This window comes from Paraburkholderia nodosa DSM 21604 (assembly GCF_000519185.1).
Taxonomy (GTDB): domain Bacteria; phylum Pseudomonadota; class Gammaproteobacteria; order Burkholderiales; family Burkholderiaceae; genus Paraburkholderia; species Paraburkholderia nodosa.
The window spans coordinates 293,008-307,776 of sequence record NZ_JAFA01000005.1; the positions used below are offsets into that span (position 1 = coordinate 293,008).

Here is a 14,769-nt window from a genome sequence, read left to right on the forward strand (position 1 = left end):
ATTTTTCCCCGCCCNCCNCCCCCCGCCGCCGATTCCGCGAATTGCCCGCATTTCTCCGCCTTGATCCATCGATCATGGGGGGCTCACCTTCGAAATAATTCCAACATCGGAAAAGGCCTTGCACAGGACGGCAGGCCGGCAGCAATCCAGCGCCATTCCAGCAACAGACGACCGGCGGCGGCATTGGCCGCTCACCTCATCAGGGGCTTAGCTTGAACATTCGCAAATTCATCGGTGGCACCAGCCGCGACGCGTTACGGCTCGTACGCGAAGCGTTGGGTGCGGACGCCGTCGTTCTGTCGAACCGCACGCTCGACGACGGCAGCGTCGAAATCGTCGCGCTCGCGGACCGCGACCTCGCGGCGATCGCGCCGGCCGATGCTGCCGCGGCGCAAGGCCTGGGTGGCCTCGTGGCTCAGGGTGGTCAAGGCGCCCCGTTCGCACAGCCCTCCGCCGCCATGACGCAAATGTCGCGCGCGCCGCGCAGCGCGCCGGGCGCCGCGCCCGCGGCGCTCGCCGCCCCGATCGGCAGTGCGAACCCCTACGCGAGCGGCATGCCGGACGTGTTCTCCTCGGTGTTCGGCGCGAGCCCGGAAGTGGGCGTCGAAAACGGCGGCGCGAGCGCGGACGCCGATGCCGATGGCGACCACGCCGCCGACACCGCCGTCTCGCTCGGCAAGGAAGCAGCGGCCGCGTCGGCCGCCCTCGCGCCGCTTTCGGCTTCGTCGCCTTCCTCACGTGCGGCGGCGGGCCAGCAGGCCGCGCAATCGGCGATGCCGCCGACGCTGCAATCCGCGATGCAGGCCGCGCAGTCGCAACAAGCTGTTCCGCATGCGCATTCGCCGCTGCAAATGGCGCTGCAGGCCGCGACCGAGTCGCTCGCCTCGCCGGCCTTTGCGCCATCGTTTGCGTCCACGGCGCCGGCCGCGAACGCCAGCGCCCAGGCCGCCGCCGCGCCGGCGAGCGACTCGCCGCGCACGATGGCCGAGACGAACCCCTGGCTGATCGACCACGCCCGCCGCATCGCGAACCAGCAGAACGCGCCGCGCGTGCCGGGCATGACGCCCGCCGCCGCCGCCGCGCGCGGCCTTGGCAGCGTCGCCGACCCGGTGCTGCCGCCCGACGTCGACGCCAGCACGCCCGACTGGGCGCTCGAGGCCGCGCATGTCGCCGCGCGCCGCGCCGCGCAGCGTCTCGGCCACGGTCCGGAAGCCGCCGGCCCCGCGCCCGGCAGCCGCAACGCGCAGGGCGGCGAAAGCGCCAACGCGGCGCAAACCGTCAGCGAAGCGATCCGCGCGCGCATCGAGCAGGTCGTCAACGAAACCGTGATGAACGAGCTCGCCTCCATGCGCGGCATGATGGAAGAGCAGTTCGCGGGCCTCCTGTGGGGCGAGCGCCAGCGCCGCAGCCCGGTGCAGGGCGCGCTTACCAAGCAGCTGTTCGCCGCGGGCTTCTCGGCGCAGCTCGTGAAGATGATGATCGACCGCCTGCCCGACGTGCAGACCGAAGAGGCCGGCATGGAGTGGCTCCAGTCGGTGCTCGAATCGAACCTGCCCGTGCTCGAAGACGAAGCAGCGCTCATGGAGCGCGGCGGCGTGTTCGCGCTGATGGGCCCGACGGGCGTGGGCAAGACCACGACCACGGCGAAGCTCGCCGCGCGCTGCGTGATGCGCTTCGGCGCGAGCAAGGTGGCGCTGCTCACCACCGACAGCTACCGTATCGGCGGCCACGAGCAACTGCGCATCTTCGGCAAGATCCTCGGCGTTTCGGTGCACGCGGTGCGCGACGGCGCGGACCTCCAGCTCGCGCTCACCGAACTCAAGAACAAGCACATCGTGCTGATCGACACGATCGGCATGAGCCAGCGCGACCGCGCCGTGGCCGACCAGATCGCCATGCTGTGCGGCGCGGGCCGCCCGGTGCAGCGCCTGTTGCTGCTCTCGGCGACCAACCACGGCGACACGCTCAACGAAGTCGTGCAGGCCTACCAGAGCGGTCCGGACAACGCGCCGCTCACGGGCTGCATCCTCACCAAGCTCGACGAAGCGACCAACCTCGGCAGCGCGCTCGACACCGTGCTGCGCTACAAGCTGCCGGTGCATTACGTCTCGACGGGCCAGAAGGTCCCCGAGAATCTTTACGTGGCGACGCGCCGCTTCCTGATCCGCAGCGCTTTCTGCATTCCGCGAGAGAGTTCGCCGTTCGTGCCGCACGAAGACGATATCCCGGCGCTGCTGTCGGCACTCTCGACGCGTTCGAATTCGCAGGCTCACGAGGTCAGGTTTGGATAAGTTCGTAATCGATCAGGCCGAAGGGCTGCGGCGGCTTCTCGCGCGCGAAGGCTCGCGCGTGGTCGCGGTGACGGGCGGTGCAGGCTCACCCGGGCGCACGACCACGGTGGTCAATCTTGCGGCGGCGCTCACCGCGCAGGGCAAGGACGTACTCGTGATCGACGAGTGTCTGGGACCCCGCTCGGTCTGTGCGCTGGTGGGCGGTGTGCGCGGCGCAGGCAACTTCGCCGCCGTCATGCGCGGCGAGCGCACGCTCGAGGAAGCCGTGGGCCGCCATGCGCTCGGCTTCGGCGTGCTGGCCGCCTCGCGCGACAACCGTGCGCAGTACACGGCCGCGCAGCTGCAGAAGGTCATTTCGGGTCCAGCGGACATCGTCTTGATCGACGCGCAGCTCGACGCCGAAGGCGCGCTTTCGCCGCTCGCCATGCACGCGCACGACGTGCTGATCGTGATGCGCATCGGTGCGCAGTCGATCACGGACGCCTACGCGTGCATGAAACGGCTGCACTTCGCGCATGCGATCGCGCAGTTTCGCGTGCTCGCGAATCATGTGGCGAACGCGAGCGACGCGCAGGCCGCGATCGAGAACCTCGCGGGGGTGGCGAGCCGCTACCTGAGCGTGTCGCTCGACAGCGCCGGAAGCGTCGTCGCCGATCAGCACATGGCGCAGGCGCTCAGGCTCGCGCGCTGCATCGTCGATGCGTTTCCGTCGACGGCCGCCGCGCGCGATTTCCGCCACGTGGCCGCCGAATTGCCGCACTGGCCGATGCGACCCGCGGTCTCGGCGTGCTCGCCGGCCACGGCGCGCGCCAGCGCAGCGTTATTCGGCGCGACGGACGAAGAACATGAAGCGGCGGGCCAAGCACCCGCCGACGATCTGGACGGCGCGCCGCAAGCCGGCGTCCAGCCCCACGCTACGCATGCAACAAACGCCGCACACAGCACGCTCGCCGCGAACGCCGATACGTTCGTTGCGGCCGTGACGGGTGTGCATCCCGCACCCAACGCAACATCCGCGTCCGCGCCGTCCCATGTGGGCTGGCGGACCGATACGCCCGCGCAGCGGACGTCGCCGCAGCACGTCTGACGTGCGCACGACGACGCCAATAGGGGAGATGAGAAGTGGAGAGCACGATGTATAACGCTCAAGGAAAGATTTCGCAGGCCGACGTGCTCGCGAAGTACGCGCCGCTCGTCAGGCGGCTCGGCTTGCAGCTCGTCGCCAAGATGCCGGCGAGCGTGGACCTCGACGACCTGATCCAGGCAGGCATGATCGGCCTGCTCGACGCGGCCAACCGCTACAAGGAAGATCAGGGCGCGCAGTTCGAGACCTACGCGAGCCAGCGCATTCGCGGCGCGATGCTCGACGAGCTGCGCAGCAACGACTGGCTGCCGCGCAGCCTGCGCCGCACCTCGCGTGAAGTGGAAAGCGCGGTGCACAAGGTGGAGCAGCGGCTCGGGCGCTCGGCGAGCGAGACGGAGATCGCCGAGCATCTGAGCATGCCGCTCGACGAGTATCAGAGCATGCTGCAGGAACTGCACGGCAGCCAGCTCATCTACTACGAAGACTTCGACCGCTCCGCCGAGGACGAACCGTTCCTCGACCGCTACTGCGTCGATCATTCGGACCCGCTCTCGGCGCTGCTCGACGACAGCCTGCGCGGCGCGCTCGTCGAAGCGATCGACCGGCTGCCCGAGCGCGAGAAGCTGCTCATGTCGCTCTATTACGAGCGCGGCATGAACCTGCGCGAAATCGGCGCGGTGATGGAGGTGAGCGAGTCGCGCGTGTGCCAGCTGCACAGCCAGGCGGTGGCGCGCTTGCGCACGCGGCTGCGCGAGATGTCGTGGGCCGGCCAGGAGAATTGAGGCGGTAGACGGTCTGCGCGGCTGCCGGCGCGGGCCGGTGCGGTGAAAGAGCCGGAGTGCGTGAGCGCTCCGGCTTTTTTGTTGGTGCAGTGGACTCGCGCAAACAAAAAAGCCGAAGCATCGCCGCTTCGGCTTTTGTCTTTGGCGAACGGTCTGCGTGCGCGCTTACAGCCCGAACGCCGGCAGCCGTCCATCGGGACCGTACAGCATCGCGCCGTTGCCCGTTTCGCCGCGCAGGATCGAGAGCGCGCGGCGGTTATGCTCCATGCGCGTGCGGATCATCATGCCAATGGTGAGATTCTTGCGGCGCGCGCGCTCCGTCGACCCCTTGAGCAGCGCCCACTGGCTGGCAAGACGGGCGTCGCCGTCGCAGGCCATTTCGATGCCCTTGCGGCCGCCTGGCAGGCCGAGGCCGGCCAGTTGCGCGTCGCGTGCCTTTTCCAGGCCCGCGAGACGCTGCGTGAGCGTCGTCTTCTGCTCGACGATCTGCGGCAGTGCCTCCATGCCGTCGGCCGACACGAGCGCCTTCTCTTCATAGGCGAGCAGCGACGCGAACGCCTCGACCGTGGCGTGTTCGTCGATCAGTGTGGCCAACAGGGCATCTTTCATTGCAAGGCACCAAAAAAGCGAGGTTTGCGCGGCGCTCGCGCATCCGGCGTCAGTTGCCCGACGTCGGCTTCACGAGGTCGCGCGCGGTCTGGATCACACCGTCGGCGATCTTGCCGGAGTCGATCTGCAACGTGCCGTTGCGGATCGCGTCCTTGATCGACTGCACGTGCGCCGTGTCGATGTCGGCGGAACCGCTCGCCGCGAGCGAGCGCATCGTCGACGAGAGCGACGAGAGGCTCACGTTCGCGCCGCCCTGAGCGGCGGCGGTCGTGCTGCCTGCCGCGCCGGAGGTGGCCGCGGTGTCGGCGCCTACGCCGGTCGAATCGGCTTGCGAGCGCGCGAGGCCATCCTGCAGCGTGCGCGGATCATTGCGGGTGGAGGAGTCAACTTTCACGATGGGCGTTCCTGATCGATTTGACCTTGATAACGGCACAGGTCGGGCCGAACTTTAGCCGAAAATCCCAACGTTACATGCTGTTACGTGTGCTGGCGCACCAAGCCGGAAACGGCTGGATCGGGCCGCCGGACGGGGCTTGGTGCGCCCCGATCCGGCCCTTACCAGCGCTTACCGGCTTTAGATCTGCACCTGCACGGTACCTGCGTCCTTGACCACGCCCGAGATGATCTGGCCGCCGCTCGTGCGCACGCGCACCTGCTGGCCGGGCTCGGCGTTGTTGAGCGCGCTGCCCTCGGCGGAGATCGTGAAGTTGCTGCCCACGGCGATCACCTTGACCGACTGTCCGATGACGACCGAGGCGGCGCTGCGCAGCATGTCGGTGCGCAGCGGCAGGCCCGCGGAAATGCGCGCGAGCGCGACGGCGCCCGTCGCCTGGTTGGGATCGGTGATGATGGTCTGCGGCAGGTTCGCGAGGTCCCCCGCGCGCGGCATGAAATCGGCGGCCGAAAGGGCTTCGCCCGCGCCGATCTGGCGCGAAGCCACGTAGTAGGTCACGTCCACGGCAATGCGCGCGCTCACATAGAGCGTCCACGGCTTCGCGCCGACGCAGCGCACGCCCACGGTCGTGTGTCCATAGGTGCGCGCGCCCGGCGGCATGAACGGCTCGAGCGAGGTGCAGGCGGCGAGGCCGCGCGGAAACACCGGCGCGACCGTGATGCTCACGTGACCCGGCAAGCCCGCCGACTGCTGCTGCAGGAAGGCGAGCGCGACGGCGCGGATCGATTCGCCGTCCTGCTGGCCCGGCGGCGTGGCCTGCACGTTCGTGGCGACGGCGCTGGTATTGGCGCTGGTATTGGGATTCGGCGGCGCACCGGAGTTTGTGCTGGCAACCGGCTTCGCGCCCGCGAGCGTCGCCGCGCCGGCGTCCACGACCACCGGGGCGACGCGGTTCGCGGCGCTCGACAGGTTCACGCGCTGCAGCGCGCCGGCGTTGTTCGCATTGGCCGCCGGCACGCGCATGGGCTGGGCGCTCGCGCCTGGCGCGGGAACCGTGACGATGCGCGGCGCGTCGCCTTGGGACGCGCGCTCGCCGGGACCCGGAATCGTGATCATGCCGTTCGACTCGACGCCCGCGCGCGCATCCGCGGGCACGCCGCGCGAATTCAGATCGGCGTAGCTGGCCGCGCGCAGCGGCGCGGCCTCGTTGGCGGGCGCACTGCTGGCCGCCGCCGCGGCGGGCTTCTTCGCGTTGCTCGCGAGCAGCGCGTTCATCTGCGCGGCGTCGGCGCCCGAACGGTCGCCGGGGCCCGCAATGAAGATCTGGCCGCCGGCGCTTTCAGGTTGCGGCGGGGTTTGTGCCTGAGCGAGCGCACTACCAAAGGCGCAGGCCAGCACGCACGTCCAGGACGCGCGCCACGACAGCGCGCGCGCACGCCGCTCCAGGCCGGCGTGCGGCCTACGGAAAGAGGCAGTCTGCGGCATTGTCGTTCTCCATCGAATGCATTGACACGCCTCGCATTCTAGGCGGCGGCCCCCGCGCGCTAGCGTCGAATAGAGGGGCGCTTTACCGGCTATTCGTCCGATTGGTTCTTGCCACCCCCGCCTAATATTCCACTCCATGCGCAAAGGCCTTCGGACCACGCGCCTAACGTTTGCGCCGCTTTCTCCGCCTTTTGGCGAGCCCGCCGCGCTCACGCCGAATCCTTTTTCGTTTCACGGAGAACGCCCGATGCTGGACAAACTCGATGCCGAATTCGCCTTTGGGCGCGAAGCGCTCGATGTGCGCGCCACGCGGCAGGCATTGATCTCTTCGAACATCGCGAACGCCGACACGCCGGGCTACCAGGCGCGCGACGTGGACTTCTCGGCCTCGCTGGCCGGCGCGCTGCGCCAGACGGGCGCCGGCGGCACGGTGGGCATGACGGCCACCTCGGGCGGCAACGCCCAGCCGCTTGCCATGGCGCAGCCCGCGGGCGTGACGAGCGGCATGCAGATGGCGTCCACGGAGTCGGGCCACATGGCCGGCGACGCGAAGCTGATCCCGACGGGCGGCCCGGCCGACACCTACAAGAGCCAGCTCATGTACCGCACGCCGGTGCAGCCCGCGCTCGACGGCAACACGGTCGATCTCGACACCGAGCGCGTGCAGTTCGCCGACAACGCGCTGCACTTCGAGTCGGGCATGACGGTGGTCTCGCAGCAGATCAAGACGATGCTCTCCGCGATCACCTCGGGTTCGAGCTGATCGCCGCACGCGGCGCAGCCGGAAAGACGCAGTAACGAAGCCATGAACGACCAACGCGCGCGTGACGCGCACCTGATGTGAGGTCAACGAAACCATGCCATCCCTGATGAACATTTTCAGCGTTGCGGGCTCCGCCATGACGGCGGAATCGCAGCGTCTGAACGTGACGGCGTCCAATCTCGCCAACGCCGACAGCACGACCGGCCCCGACGGTCAGCCGTACAAGGCGAAGCAGGTCGTGTTCGCGGTGAATCCGCTCGGCGGTGCGCGCACGGCCTCGGGCCAGCAGGTGGGCGGTGTCAGGGTGACCGGCGTCGTGGACGACCCCACGCCGATGAAAGAGACCTACGACCCCGACAATCCCTCCGCCAACGCGGACGGCTACGTGACGATGCCGAACGTCGATCCGGTGCAGGAGATGGTGAACATGATCTCGGCGTCGCGCTCGTACCAGGCCAACGTCGAAACGCTGAACACGGCCAAGACGCTGATGCTCAAGACGCTCACGATCGGAACGTAAAGCGGGAACCTGAAGCACGGCACGCCGCAGCAACAGAGACTGCAGCAAGCACAAGAGACCAGCGGGCGCGAAACGAACGAGCGCCCGCCACCACCACACGCCAAGCACGAAGCGCAATCGAGGGAGAACGCGTTGAGTTCCAGCAACACAACCATTGGCGGCAGCACCGCCACCGTGTCGCAGCAACTGCTCGACACCATGAACGGCACGAGCTCGAGTTCGTCGTCGTCGTCGAGCGGCACGAGCGCGAGCGACCTGCAGACCACCTTCTTGCGGATGCTCGTCGCGCAATTGCAGAACCAGGACCCGACTAATCCGATGGACAGCTCGCAGATGACCTCGCAGCTCGCCCAGATCAACACGGTCTCGGGCATCCAGCAGCTCAATACGTCGCTGTCATCGCTCTCCACGCAGCTTTCGGCTGGCCAGAACGCGCAGGCTGCGCTGCTCATCGGCTCGACCGTGCTCGCTCCGGGCAGCAGCGCCGCCGTGTCGAGCGGGACGTCGCCGCAACTCGGCGTCACGCTGCCAGCGGCGGTGTCGGACGTGAAGCTCACGATCACCAATTCGGCAGGCCAGGTCGTCAACACGCTCGACCTCGGCGCGCAGTCGGCCGGCACCGTGCCGGTCACCTGGAACGGCAAGGACAGCTCGGGCAACACGGTCGCCGACGGCACCTACACGATCAGCGCCAGCGCGACGACCAACGGTCAGTCCGCCACGGCAACCGCGCTCGTCGCGAGCCAGGTGCAGGGCGTGGTCCAGCAGTCGGACGGCACGGCGAGCCTCTCGCTCGCCAACGGCAAAACGGTCGCGCTTTCGAGCGTCGGCGCCATTCTCTGAACACGATAAAGGCGGAGTAGACAAACATGGGCTACCAGCAAGGATTGAGCGGCCTCGCCGCGTCGTCGAACGACCTCGACGTGATCGGCAACAACATCGCCAATGCGAACACCGTTGGCTTCAAGCAGAGCACGGCGCAGTTCGCCGACGTCTACGCGAACACCATCGCGACGTCGGTGGGCAACCAGATCGGCCTCGGCGCCTCGCTCCAGACCGTGCAGCAGGACTTCGCGCAAGGCACGATCAGCACGACGGGCCAGGCGCTGAACGTCGCCATCAACGGCAACGGCTTCTACCAGATGTCGAACAACGGCACGATCACGTATTCGCGCAACGGCGTGTTCCAGCTCGACAAGAACGGCTTTATCACCGACGCGTCGGGCAATGACCTGATGGGCTATGCCGCCAGTTCGACGGGCGTGGTCAATACGGCGCAAACCGTGCCGCTGCAGGTGCCGACCACCAACATCGCGCCGGTTGCGACCAAGAACATTACGGCGCAGCTGAACCTGAACGCGCAGGCCACGACGCCGACCACGACACCCTTCAGCGCAACCGACTCGTCGAGCTACACGTATTCGACGTCGGTCACGGCCTACGACACGCTCGGCGGCACCCAGACGGTCAACATGTATTTCGCGAAAGACGCGACGAGCGGCCAGTGGGACGTGTATGCCGGTCAGGCCGGCTCGGTGACGAAGCTCGGCACGGCACAGTTCAGCTCGTCCGGCGCGCTCCAGAGCATCACGGCCTCGGGCACGGCAACGACCAACGGGACCACGTCGCTCACGTTCAACATTACGCCGGCGGACGGCTCCACGACGCCCCAGTCGCTGACGCTCGACCTCGCGGGCACGACGCAGTACGGCTCGGCCAACGGCGTGAACAACCTCGCCCAGGACGGCTACGCGAGCGGCACGCTCTCAAACTTCTCGATCGGCGCGGACGGCACCATCACGGGCAATTACTCGAACGGCCAGACCATGGCGCTCGGCCAGATCGTGCTCGCCAACTTCAACAACCCGAACGGCCTGCTGAACCTGGGCGGCAACCAGTTCCAGCAAACGGCGGCATCGGGCGTCGCGCAGGTCTCCACGCCGGGCAGCACGAACCACGGCACGCTCACGGGCGGCGCGCTCGAAGCGTCGAACGTCGACCTGACGAACCAGCTCGTCGACCTGATCACGGCCCAGCGCAACTACCAGGCGAACGCGCAGACCATCAAGACGCAGCAGACCGTCGACCAGACGCTGCTGCAGATGTAACGCGTCTAACCACGTACCGGGCACATCATGGACCGACTCATTTATACCGCGATGACGGGCGCGAGCCAGGCGCTCGAGCAGCAGGCCGTCGTCGCGAACAACCTCGCGAACGTCTCGACCACGGGCTTTCGCGCGCAGCTCGCCAACTTTCGCGCCGTGCCGATGTCGTTCGGCGACGGCTCGACGGTGAACGACCAGACCACGCGCACCTACGTGCTCTCGGCGACGCCTGGCTCGGACATGACGCCCGGTGCGATCTCGCATACCGGAAACCCGCTCGACATCGCCATTCAGGGCCAGGGTTTCATGGCCGTGCAGACGGCCGACGGCAACGAGGCCTATACGCGTGCGGGCAACCTGCACGTCGATGAAAACGGCCAGCTCGTCACGGCCGCCAACCTGCAGGTGATCGGCGGCGGCGGCCCGATCGCGGTGCCGCCCGGTTCGGCGATCACGATCGGCAAGGACGGCACAGTTTCGGCCATTGCGCCGGGCAGCCCCGCCAACGCGATCGCCATGATCGACCAGATCAAGTTCGTCAACCCGCCGGCCGGTGCGCTCACGCGCGGTGACGACGGTCTTTTCCACACGTCGGACGGCAACCCCGCCGACGCGGACCAGACCGTGCAGGTCGCGACCGAGTCGCTCGAGGGCAGCAACGTGAACCCGGTGGCGGCGATGGTCTCGATGATCACCAACGCGCGCCAGTTCCAGATGCAGACCAAGCTGCTCCAGAACGCTGACCAGAACGAGCAGAGCGCGAACCAGCTGCTCAACTTCAGCTAAGCCATTTCAAGTTAAATGAAGGCCGCCTCGCGCCACGCGCGAGGCCGGACCGGGAGAAAGACACCGTGAACCGATCGCTCTACATCGCCGCCACCGGCATGAACGCCCAGCAGGCGCAGATGGACGTGATCTCGAACAACCTCGCGAACGTGAGCACCAATGGCTTCAAGGGCTCGCGCGCCGTGTTCGAGGACCTCATGTACCAGACGCTGCGCCAGCCGGGTGCGAACTCGACCCAGCAAACCGAACTGCCTTCGGGCAGCCAGGTGGGCACGGGCGTGCAGCAGGTGGCGACCGAGCGTCTCTACACGCAGGGCAACCTGCAGCAGACCGGCAACTCGAAGGACGTGGCGATCAACGGCGCGGGCTTCTTCCAGGTGCAGATGCCCGACGGCACAACGGCCTACACGCGCGACGGCTCGTTCCAGACCAACTCGCAAGGCCAGCTCGTGACGGCGAGCGGCTACCAGGTGATCCCGGCGATCACGGTGCCCGCCAACGCCACCTCGCTCACCATCGGCAGCGACGGCGTGGTGACGGTCACGACGCCGGGCTCGAGCAACAACACGACCATCGGCACGCTGCAGCTCGCCATGTTCATCAACCCGACCGGCCTGCAGTCGAACGGGCAGAACCTGTTGTCGGAAACGGCATCGTCGGGCACGCCCACCGTTTCCACGCCGGGCCAGAACGCTTCGGGCACGCTCAACCAGGGCTACGTGGAATCGTCGAACGTGAACGTCGTGCAGGAGCTCGTGAACATGATCGAGACGCAGCGCGCCTACGAAATCAACAGCAAGGCGGTCACCACTTCTGACCAGATGCTGCAAACCCTCAGCCAGATGCAGGTCTGAGGTCTCTCTGGTTAATCAAGTCGGTGAAGAATATGTCGCAGTCCGTTCGAAACCATCCTCGCATCCGCGCGCGGCATCCGGGCAATCCCCGGGCGCTCGTGGCGGCTGTGGCGCTCGCGATGCTGGCGGGCTGCGCCTACCTTCCCAACAAGCAACCAATCGTGCAGCAGCCGATGACGGCCGTGCCGCCCATGCCGCCCGCGAATCTGTCGCCGGGCGCCATCTACAACCCGGGCTACGCGGGACGGCCGCTCTTCGAGGATCAGCGTCCGCGCAATACCGGCGACATCCTCACGATCGTCATCTCCGAAAACATCAACGCGACCAAGTCGTCGGGCGCGAATACCAAGCGCGGCAGCGCCACGAGCTTTGCGGGCACCGCGAACTTCCTGCCGGGCTTCTTCAACCGCGCGAACCTGAGTTCCACGGGCGCGAACCAGTTCGACGCCACGGGCGGCGCGAACGCTTCGAACACGTTCACGGGCGTCATCACCGTGACCGTGACGAACGTGCTGCCCAACGGCAATCTCGTCGTCTCCGGCGAGAAGCAGATGCTCATCAACCAGGGCAATGAATACGTGCGCTTTTCCGGCGTCGTCAATCCGAACACCGTTGCCGGAGATAACTCCGTGCTCTCGACCGACGTCGCCGACGCGAAGATCGAATACTCCGCGAAAGGCGTGATCGACGAAGCCGAGACAATGGGCTGGCTGCAACGCTTCTTCCTGAACCTCGCCCCATGGTAAAGATCCGCTTCCATCGTTCGCGCCGCTCGCGCGTGAAGGACGTGCTCGCCGCACTCGGCGTGGCGTTCGGCTTCGTGCTGGCCTGCGGCGCACTTGTCGCCTACGCGACGCCGGCGCGCGCCGAGCGCGTGAAAGACCTCGCGACCTTCCAGGGCGTGCGCGACAACCCGCTGATCGGCTACGGCCTCGTGGTGGGCCTCGACGGCACCGGCGACCAGACGACCCAGGCGCCGTTCACCACGCAGACGCTCGCGAACATGCTCGCGAACCTCGGCATCTCGATCAACAACACGTCGAGCTCGTCGGGTTCCTCGTCGACGCTCAACAACATGCAGCTGAAGAACGTCGCCGCGGTCATGGTGACGGCGGTGCTGCCGCCGTTCGCGCGGCCGGGCGAGCAGATCGACATCACGGTGTCGTCGCTCGCCAACGCGAAGAGCATTCGCGGCGGCACGCTGCTGCTCACGCCGCTCAAGGGCGCCGACGGCCAGGTCTACGCGCTCGCGCAGGGCAACGTGGCCGTGGGCGGCGCGGGCGCCTCGGCCAACGGCAGCAGGGTGCAGGTGAACCAGCTCGCCGCGGGCCGCATCGCGGGCGGTGCGATCGTCGAGCGCTCGGTGATCTCGCCGGTTTCGCAGCAAGGCGGTCTGCTCACGCTGACCGTCAACGACATGGACTACGATACGACGCAGCGCATCGTCTCGGCCGTCAACAACATGTTCGGCCCGGGCACGGCTTCGCCGCTCGACGGCCGCACGATCCAGGTGCACGGGCCGGCCGATCCGGGGTCGCAGGTGGGCTTCATCGCGCAGATCCAGGACCTCAACGTGAATCCGGCCACGCCGGCCGCGAAGGTGATCCTGAACGCGCGCACCGGCTCGATCGTCATGAACCAGATGGTGACGCTGGAGAGCTGCGCGGTCGCGCACGGTAATCTCTCGGTCGTCGTGAACACGCAGACGGCGGTAAGCCAGCCCGGCGCGTTCTCCAATGGCCAGACGGTGGCGACGCGCCAGTCGCAGATCCAGTTGAAGCAGGACAACGGATCGCTCAAGCTCGTCACGGCGGGCGCCAATCTCGCCGAGGTCGTGAAAGCGCTCAACGCGCTGGGCGCTACGCCGGCGGATCTGATGTCGATCCTGCAGGCGATGAAGGCGGCGGGTGCACTGCGCGCCGACCTCGAGATCATCTAAGGGGTGTAACTTGGATAATACGAAGAACATCGGCGGCGGCAGCCTCGACCTCACCAACCGCTTCGCGCTCGACGTGCAGGGCTTCGACTCGATGCGCGCCGCGGCGAACGCCTCGCCCCAGCAGGGCGTGAAGATGGCCGCGAAGCAGTTCGACGCGGTCTTCACGCAGATGATGCTCAAGAGCATGCGCGAAGCGACGCCCGACGACGGCCCGCTCGACTCGCACGACGGCGCCCAGTTCACTTCGATGATGGACCAGCAGCTCGCCCAGCAGATGTCGAACAAGGGCATCGGCGTGGCGAACGCGATGCTCAAGCAGCTCATGCGCAGCATGGGCGGCGCGGCCGGTGCCGATGGCGCCGGCGGTGCAGGCGGCGTGGCGGGCGCGATCTCGGGGCTTTCGGGCAAGGACGCAAACGAGGGCAACCTCGCGATGCTCAACGCGCTCGGCCGCGCCTACGGCAACGCTGCCGCCAACGGCGCGCTCGCCAACGGCTCGGGCTACAGCGGCAACAGCGCGCTCACGCCGCCGATCAAGGGCAACGGCGACGCCTCCGTGGACGCCTTCGTCGACAAGCTCGCCAACGCCGCACAGCAGGCCAGCTCGACCACGGGCATTCCGGCGCGCTTCATTCTCGGCCAGGCCGCGCTCGAATCGGGCTGGGGCAAGCGCGAGATCAAGAACGCCGACGGCTCGGCGAGCCACAACGTGTTCGGCATCAAGGCGAGCAAGGACTGGACCGGCAAGACCGTCTCGACGGTCACGACCGAGTACGTGAACGGCCAGCCGCATCGCATGGTGGAGAAGTTCCGCGCCTACGACTCGTACGAAGACGCGATGACCGACTACGCCACGCTGCTCAAGAGCAACCCGCGCTACGCGTCGGTGATCAACGGCTCGAAGAGCGCCGAAGGCTTCGCGCACGGCATGCAGCGCGCGGGCTACGCCACCGACCCGCACTATGCGAAAAAGCTGCTGACCATCATGCAGCGGATGGCCTGACGATCGGTTCGACGGCCGGCGCCGCGGTTGACGTCAGTTAGGCAAGCGCAAACGTTGCCTCGGCGCAGTTGCCGGAAGAAGCTGCGCACGCGTGTTTCATGCAGGGAAAAGGCATATTTTTTTTACGCCCAATCCCTAAATTTTTCGTAAT

Annotated in this window: 14 protein-coding genes and 1 pseudogene; 12 read left to right on the plus strand and 3 right to left on the minus strand. The window is 67.3% G+C overall.

Annotated features, from left to right (window positions below; all coding sequences use genetic code 11):
• Window positions 1-212 precede the first annotated feature (212 nt).
• The 3 genes and pseudogenes from flhF to A3CW_RS0109570 all read left to right on the plus strand — a co-directional run bounded on the left by flhF (window position 213) and on the right by A3CW_RS0109570 (window position 4,157).
• Window positions 213-2,291 (plus strand): flagellar biosynthesis protein FlhF, encoded by a 2,079-nt coding sequence (flhF, locus tag A3CW_RS0109560; RefSeq protein WP_028203357.1) that lies wholly within the window; start codon window positions 213-215, stop codon window positions 2,289-2,291.
• Window positions 2,284-3,066: pseudogene (locus A3CW_RS45790) on the plus strand (nucleotide-binding protein); the annotation flags it as partial. The gene flhF and the pseudogene A3CW_RS45790, both read left to right, overlap by 8 nt.
• 359 nt (window positions 3,067-3,425) lie before the next feature.
• Window positions 3,426-4,157, plus strand: coding sequence for an RNA polymerase sigma factor FliA (locus A3CW_RS0109570; protein ID WP_028203358.1), 732 nt, complete (start codon window positions 3,426-3,428; stop codon window positions 4,155-4,157).
• A 165-nt stretch (window positions 4,158-4,322) separates the two neighbouring features.
• Here A3CW_RS0109570 and A3CW_RS0109575 read toward each other — a convergent pair whose 3' ends face one another.
• The 3 genes from A3CW_RS0109575 to flgA form a co-directional block, all read right to left on the minus strand.
• Window positions 4,323-4,766, minus strand: coding sequence for a flagella synthesis protein FlgN (locus tag A3CW_RS0109575; protein WP_028203359.1), 444 nt, complete (start codon window positions 4,764-4,766; stop codon window positions 4,323-4,325).
• Window positions 4,767-4,815: 49 nt separating this feature from the next.
• Window positions 4,816-5,160: a flagellar biosynthesis anti-sigma factor FlgM gene (gene flgM, locus A3CW_RS0109580; RefSeq protein WP_028203360.1), complete on the minus strand. Its 345-nt coding sequence runs from the start codon at window positions 5,158-5,160 to the stop codon at window positions 4,816-4,818.
• A gap of 180 nt (window positions 5,161-5,340) precedes the next feature.
• Entirely contained in the window at window positions 5,341-6,645 is a 1,305-nt protein-coding gene (flgA, locus tag A3CW_RS0109585; RefSeq protein WP_035512646.1) for a flagellar basal body P-ring formation chaperone FlgA, read from the minus strand.
• Window positions 6,646-6,892: 247 nt separating this feature from the next.
• Between flgA and A3CW_RS0109590 the strand changes: the two genes are divergently transcribed.
• From A3CW_RS0109590 to flgJ, 9 genes are all read left to right on the plus strand, one after another.
• Window positions 6,893-7,408 carry a flagellar basal body protein gene (locus tag A3CW_RS0109590; RefSeq protein ID WP_028203362.1) on the plus strand — a complete coding sequence of 172 codons (516 nt, stop codon included), beginning with the start codon at window positions 6,893-6,895 and terminating at the stop codon, window positions 7,406-7,408.
• A 94-nt stretch (window positions 7,409-7,502) separates the two neighbouring features.
• A complete protein-coding gene (flgC, locus tag A3CW_RS0109595; protein ID WP_028203363.1) occupies window positions 7,503-7,928 on the plus strand; it encodes a flagellar basal body rod protein FlgC in 426 nt (141 codons plus the stop codon).
• Window positions 7,929-8,126: 198 nt separating this feature from the next.
• On the plus strand, window positions 8,127-8,771 hold the full coding sequence (locus A3CW_RS0109600) for a flagellar hook assembly protein FlgD (RefSeq protein ID WP_081771589.1): 645 nt from the start codon (window positions 8,127-8,129) through the stop codon (window positions 8,769-8,771).
• A gap of 26 nt (window positions 8,772-8,797) precedes the next feature.
• Window positions 8,798-10,036: a flagellar hook protein FlgE gene (gene flgE, locus A3CW_RS0109605; RefSeq protein ID WP_028203365.1), complete on the plus strand. Its 1,239-nt coding sequence runs from the start codon at window positions 8,798-8,800 to the stop codon at window positions 10,034-10,036.
• A gap of 27 nt (window positions 10,037-10,063) precedes the next feature.
• Window positions 10,064-10,822: a flagellar basal-body rod protein FlgF gene (gene flgF / locus A3CW_RS0109610; protein ID WP_028203366.1), complete on the plus strand. Its 759-nt coding sequence runs from the start codon at window positions 10,064-10,066 to the stop codon at window positions 10,820-10,822.
• A gap of 65 nt (window positions 10,823-10,887) precedes the next feature.
• Window positions 10,888-11,676 carry a flagellar basal-body rod protein FlgG gene (gene flgG / locus A3CW_RS0109615; RefSeq protein WP_028203367.1) on the plus strand — a complete coding sequence of 263 codons (789 nt, stop codon included), beginning with the start codon at window positions 10,888-10,890 and terminating at the stop codon, window positions 11,674-11,676.
• Window positions 11,677-11,690: 14 nt separating this feature from the next.
• The gene (locus A3CW_RS0109620) at window positions 11,691-12,422 is read left to right on the plus strand and encodes a flagellar basal body L-ring protein FlgH (protein ID WP_407669731.1); all 732 of its coding nucleotides are present in this window, start codon (window positions 11,691-11,693) and stop codon (window positions 12,420-12,422) included.
• On the plus strand, window positions 12,416-13,615 hold the full coding sequence (locus A3CW_RS0109625; RefSeq protein WP_051481339.1) for a flagellar basal body P-ring protein FlgI: 1,200 nt from the start codon (window positions 12,416-12,418) through the stop codon (window positions 13,613-13,615). Before A3CW_RS0109620 ends, A3CW_RS0109625 begins: the two co-directional genes overlap by 7 nt.
• A 10-nt stretch (window positions 13,616-13,625) precedes the next feature.
• Window positions 13,626-14,618, plus strand: coding sequence for a flagellar assembly peptidoglycan hydrolase FlgJ (gene flgJ, locus A3CW_RS0109630; protein WP_028203370.1), 993 nt, complete (start codon window positions 13,626-13,628; stop codon window positions 14,616-14,618).
• Window positions 14,619-14,769: the final 151 nt, after the last annotated feature.

What these genes read in the sequence shown, in the direction of transcription:
- A3CW_RS0109625 (WP_051481339.1), top strand. Translation starts at nt 12,416, where the DNA reads ATGGTAAAGATCCGCTTCCATCGTTCGCGCCGCTCGCGCGTGAAGGAC.
- flgE (WP_028203365.1), top strand. Translation starts at nt 8,798, where the DNA reads ATGGGCTACCAGCAAGGATTGAGCGGCCTCGCCGCGTCGTCGAACGAC.
- A3CW_RS0109590 (WP_028203362.1), top strand. Translation starts at nt 6,893, where the DNA reads ATGCTGGACAAACTCGATGCCGAATTCGCCTTTGGGCGCGAAGCGCTC.
- flgC (WP_028203363.1), top strand. Translation starts at nt 7,503, where the DNA reads ATGCCATCCCTGATGAACATTTTCAGCGTTGCGGGCTCCGCCATGACG.
- A3CW_RS0109570 (WP_028203358.1), top strand. Translation starts at nt 3,426, where the DNA reads ATGTATAACGCTCAAGGAAAGATTTCGCAGGCCGACGTGCTCGCGAAG.
- A3CW_RS0109575 (WP_028203359.1), bottom strand. Translation starts at nt 4,766, where the DNA reads ATGAAAGATGCCCTGTTGGCCACACTGATCGACGAACACGCCACGGTC.
- flgA (WP_035512646.1), bottom strand. Translation starts at nt 6,645, where the DNA reads ATGCCGCAGACTGCCTCTTTCCGTAGGCCGCACGCCGGCCTGGAGCGG.
- flgF (WP_028203366.1), top strand. Translation starts at nt 10,064, where the DNA reads ATGGACCGACTCATTTATACCGCGATGACGGGCGCGAGCCAGGCGCTC.
- A3CW_RS0109600 (WP_081771589.1), top strand. Translation starts at nt 8,127, where the DNA reads ATGAACGGCACGAGCTCGAGTTCGTCGTCGTCGTCGAGCGGCACGAGC.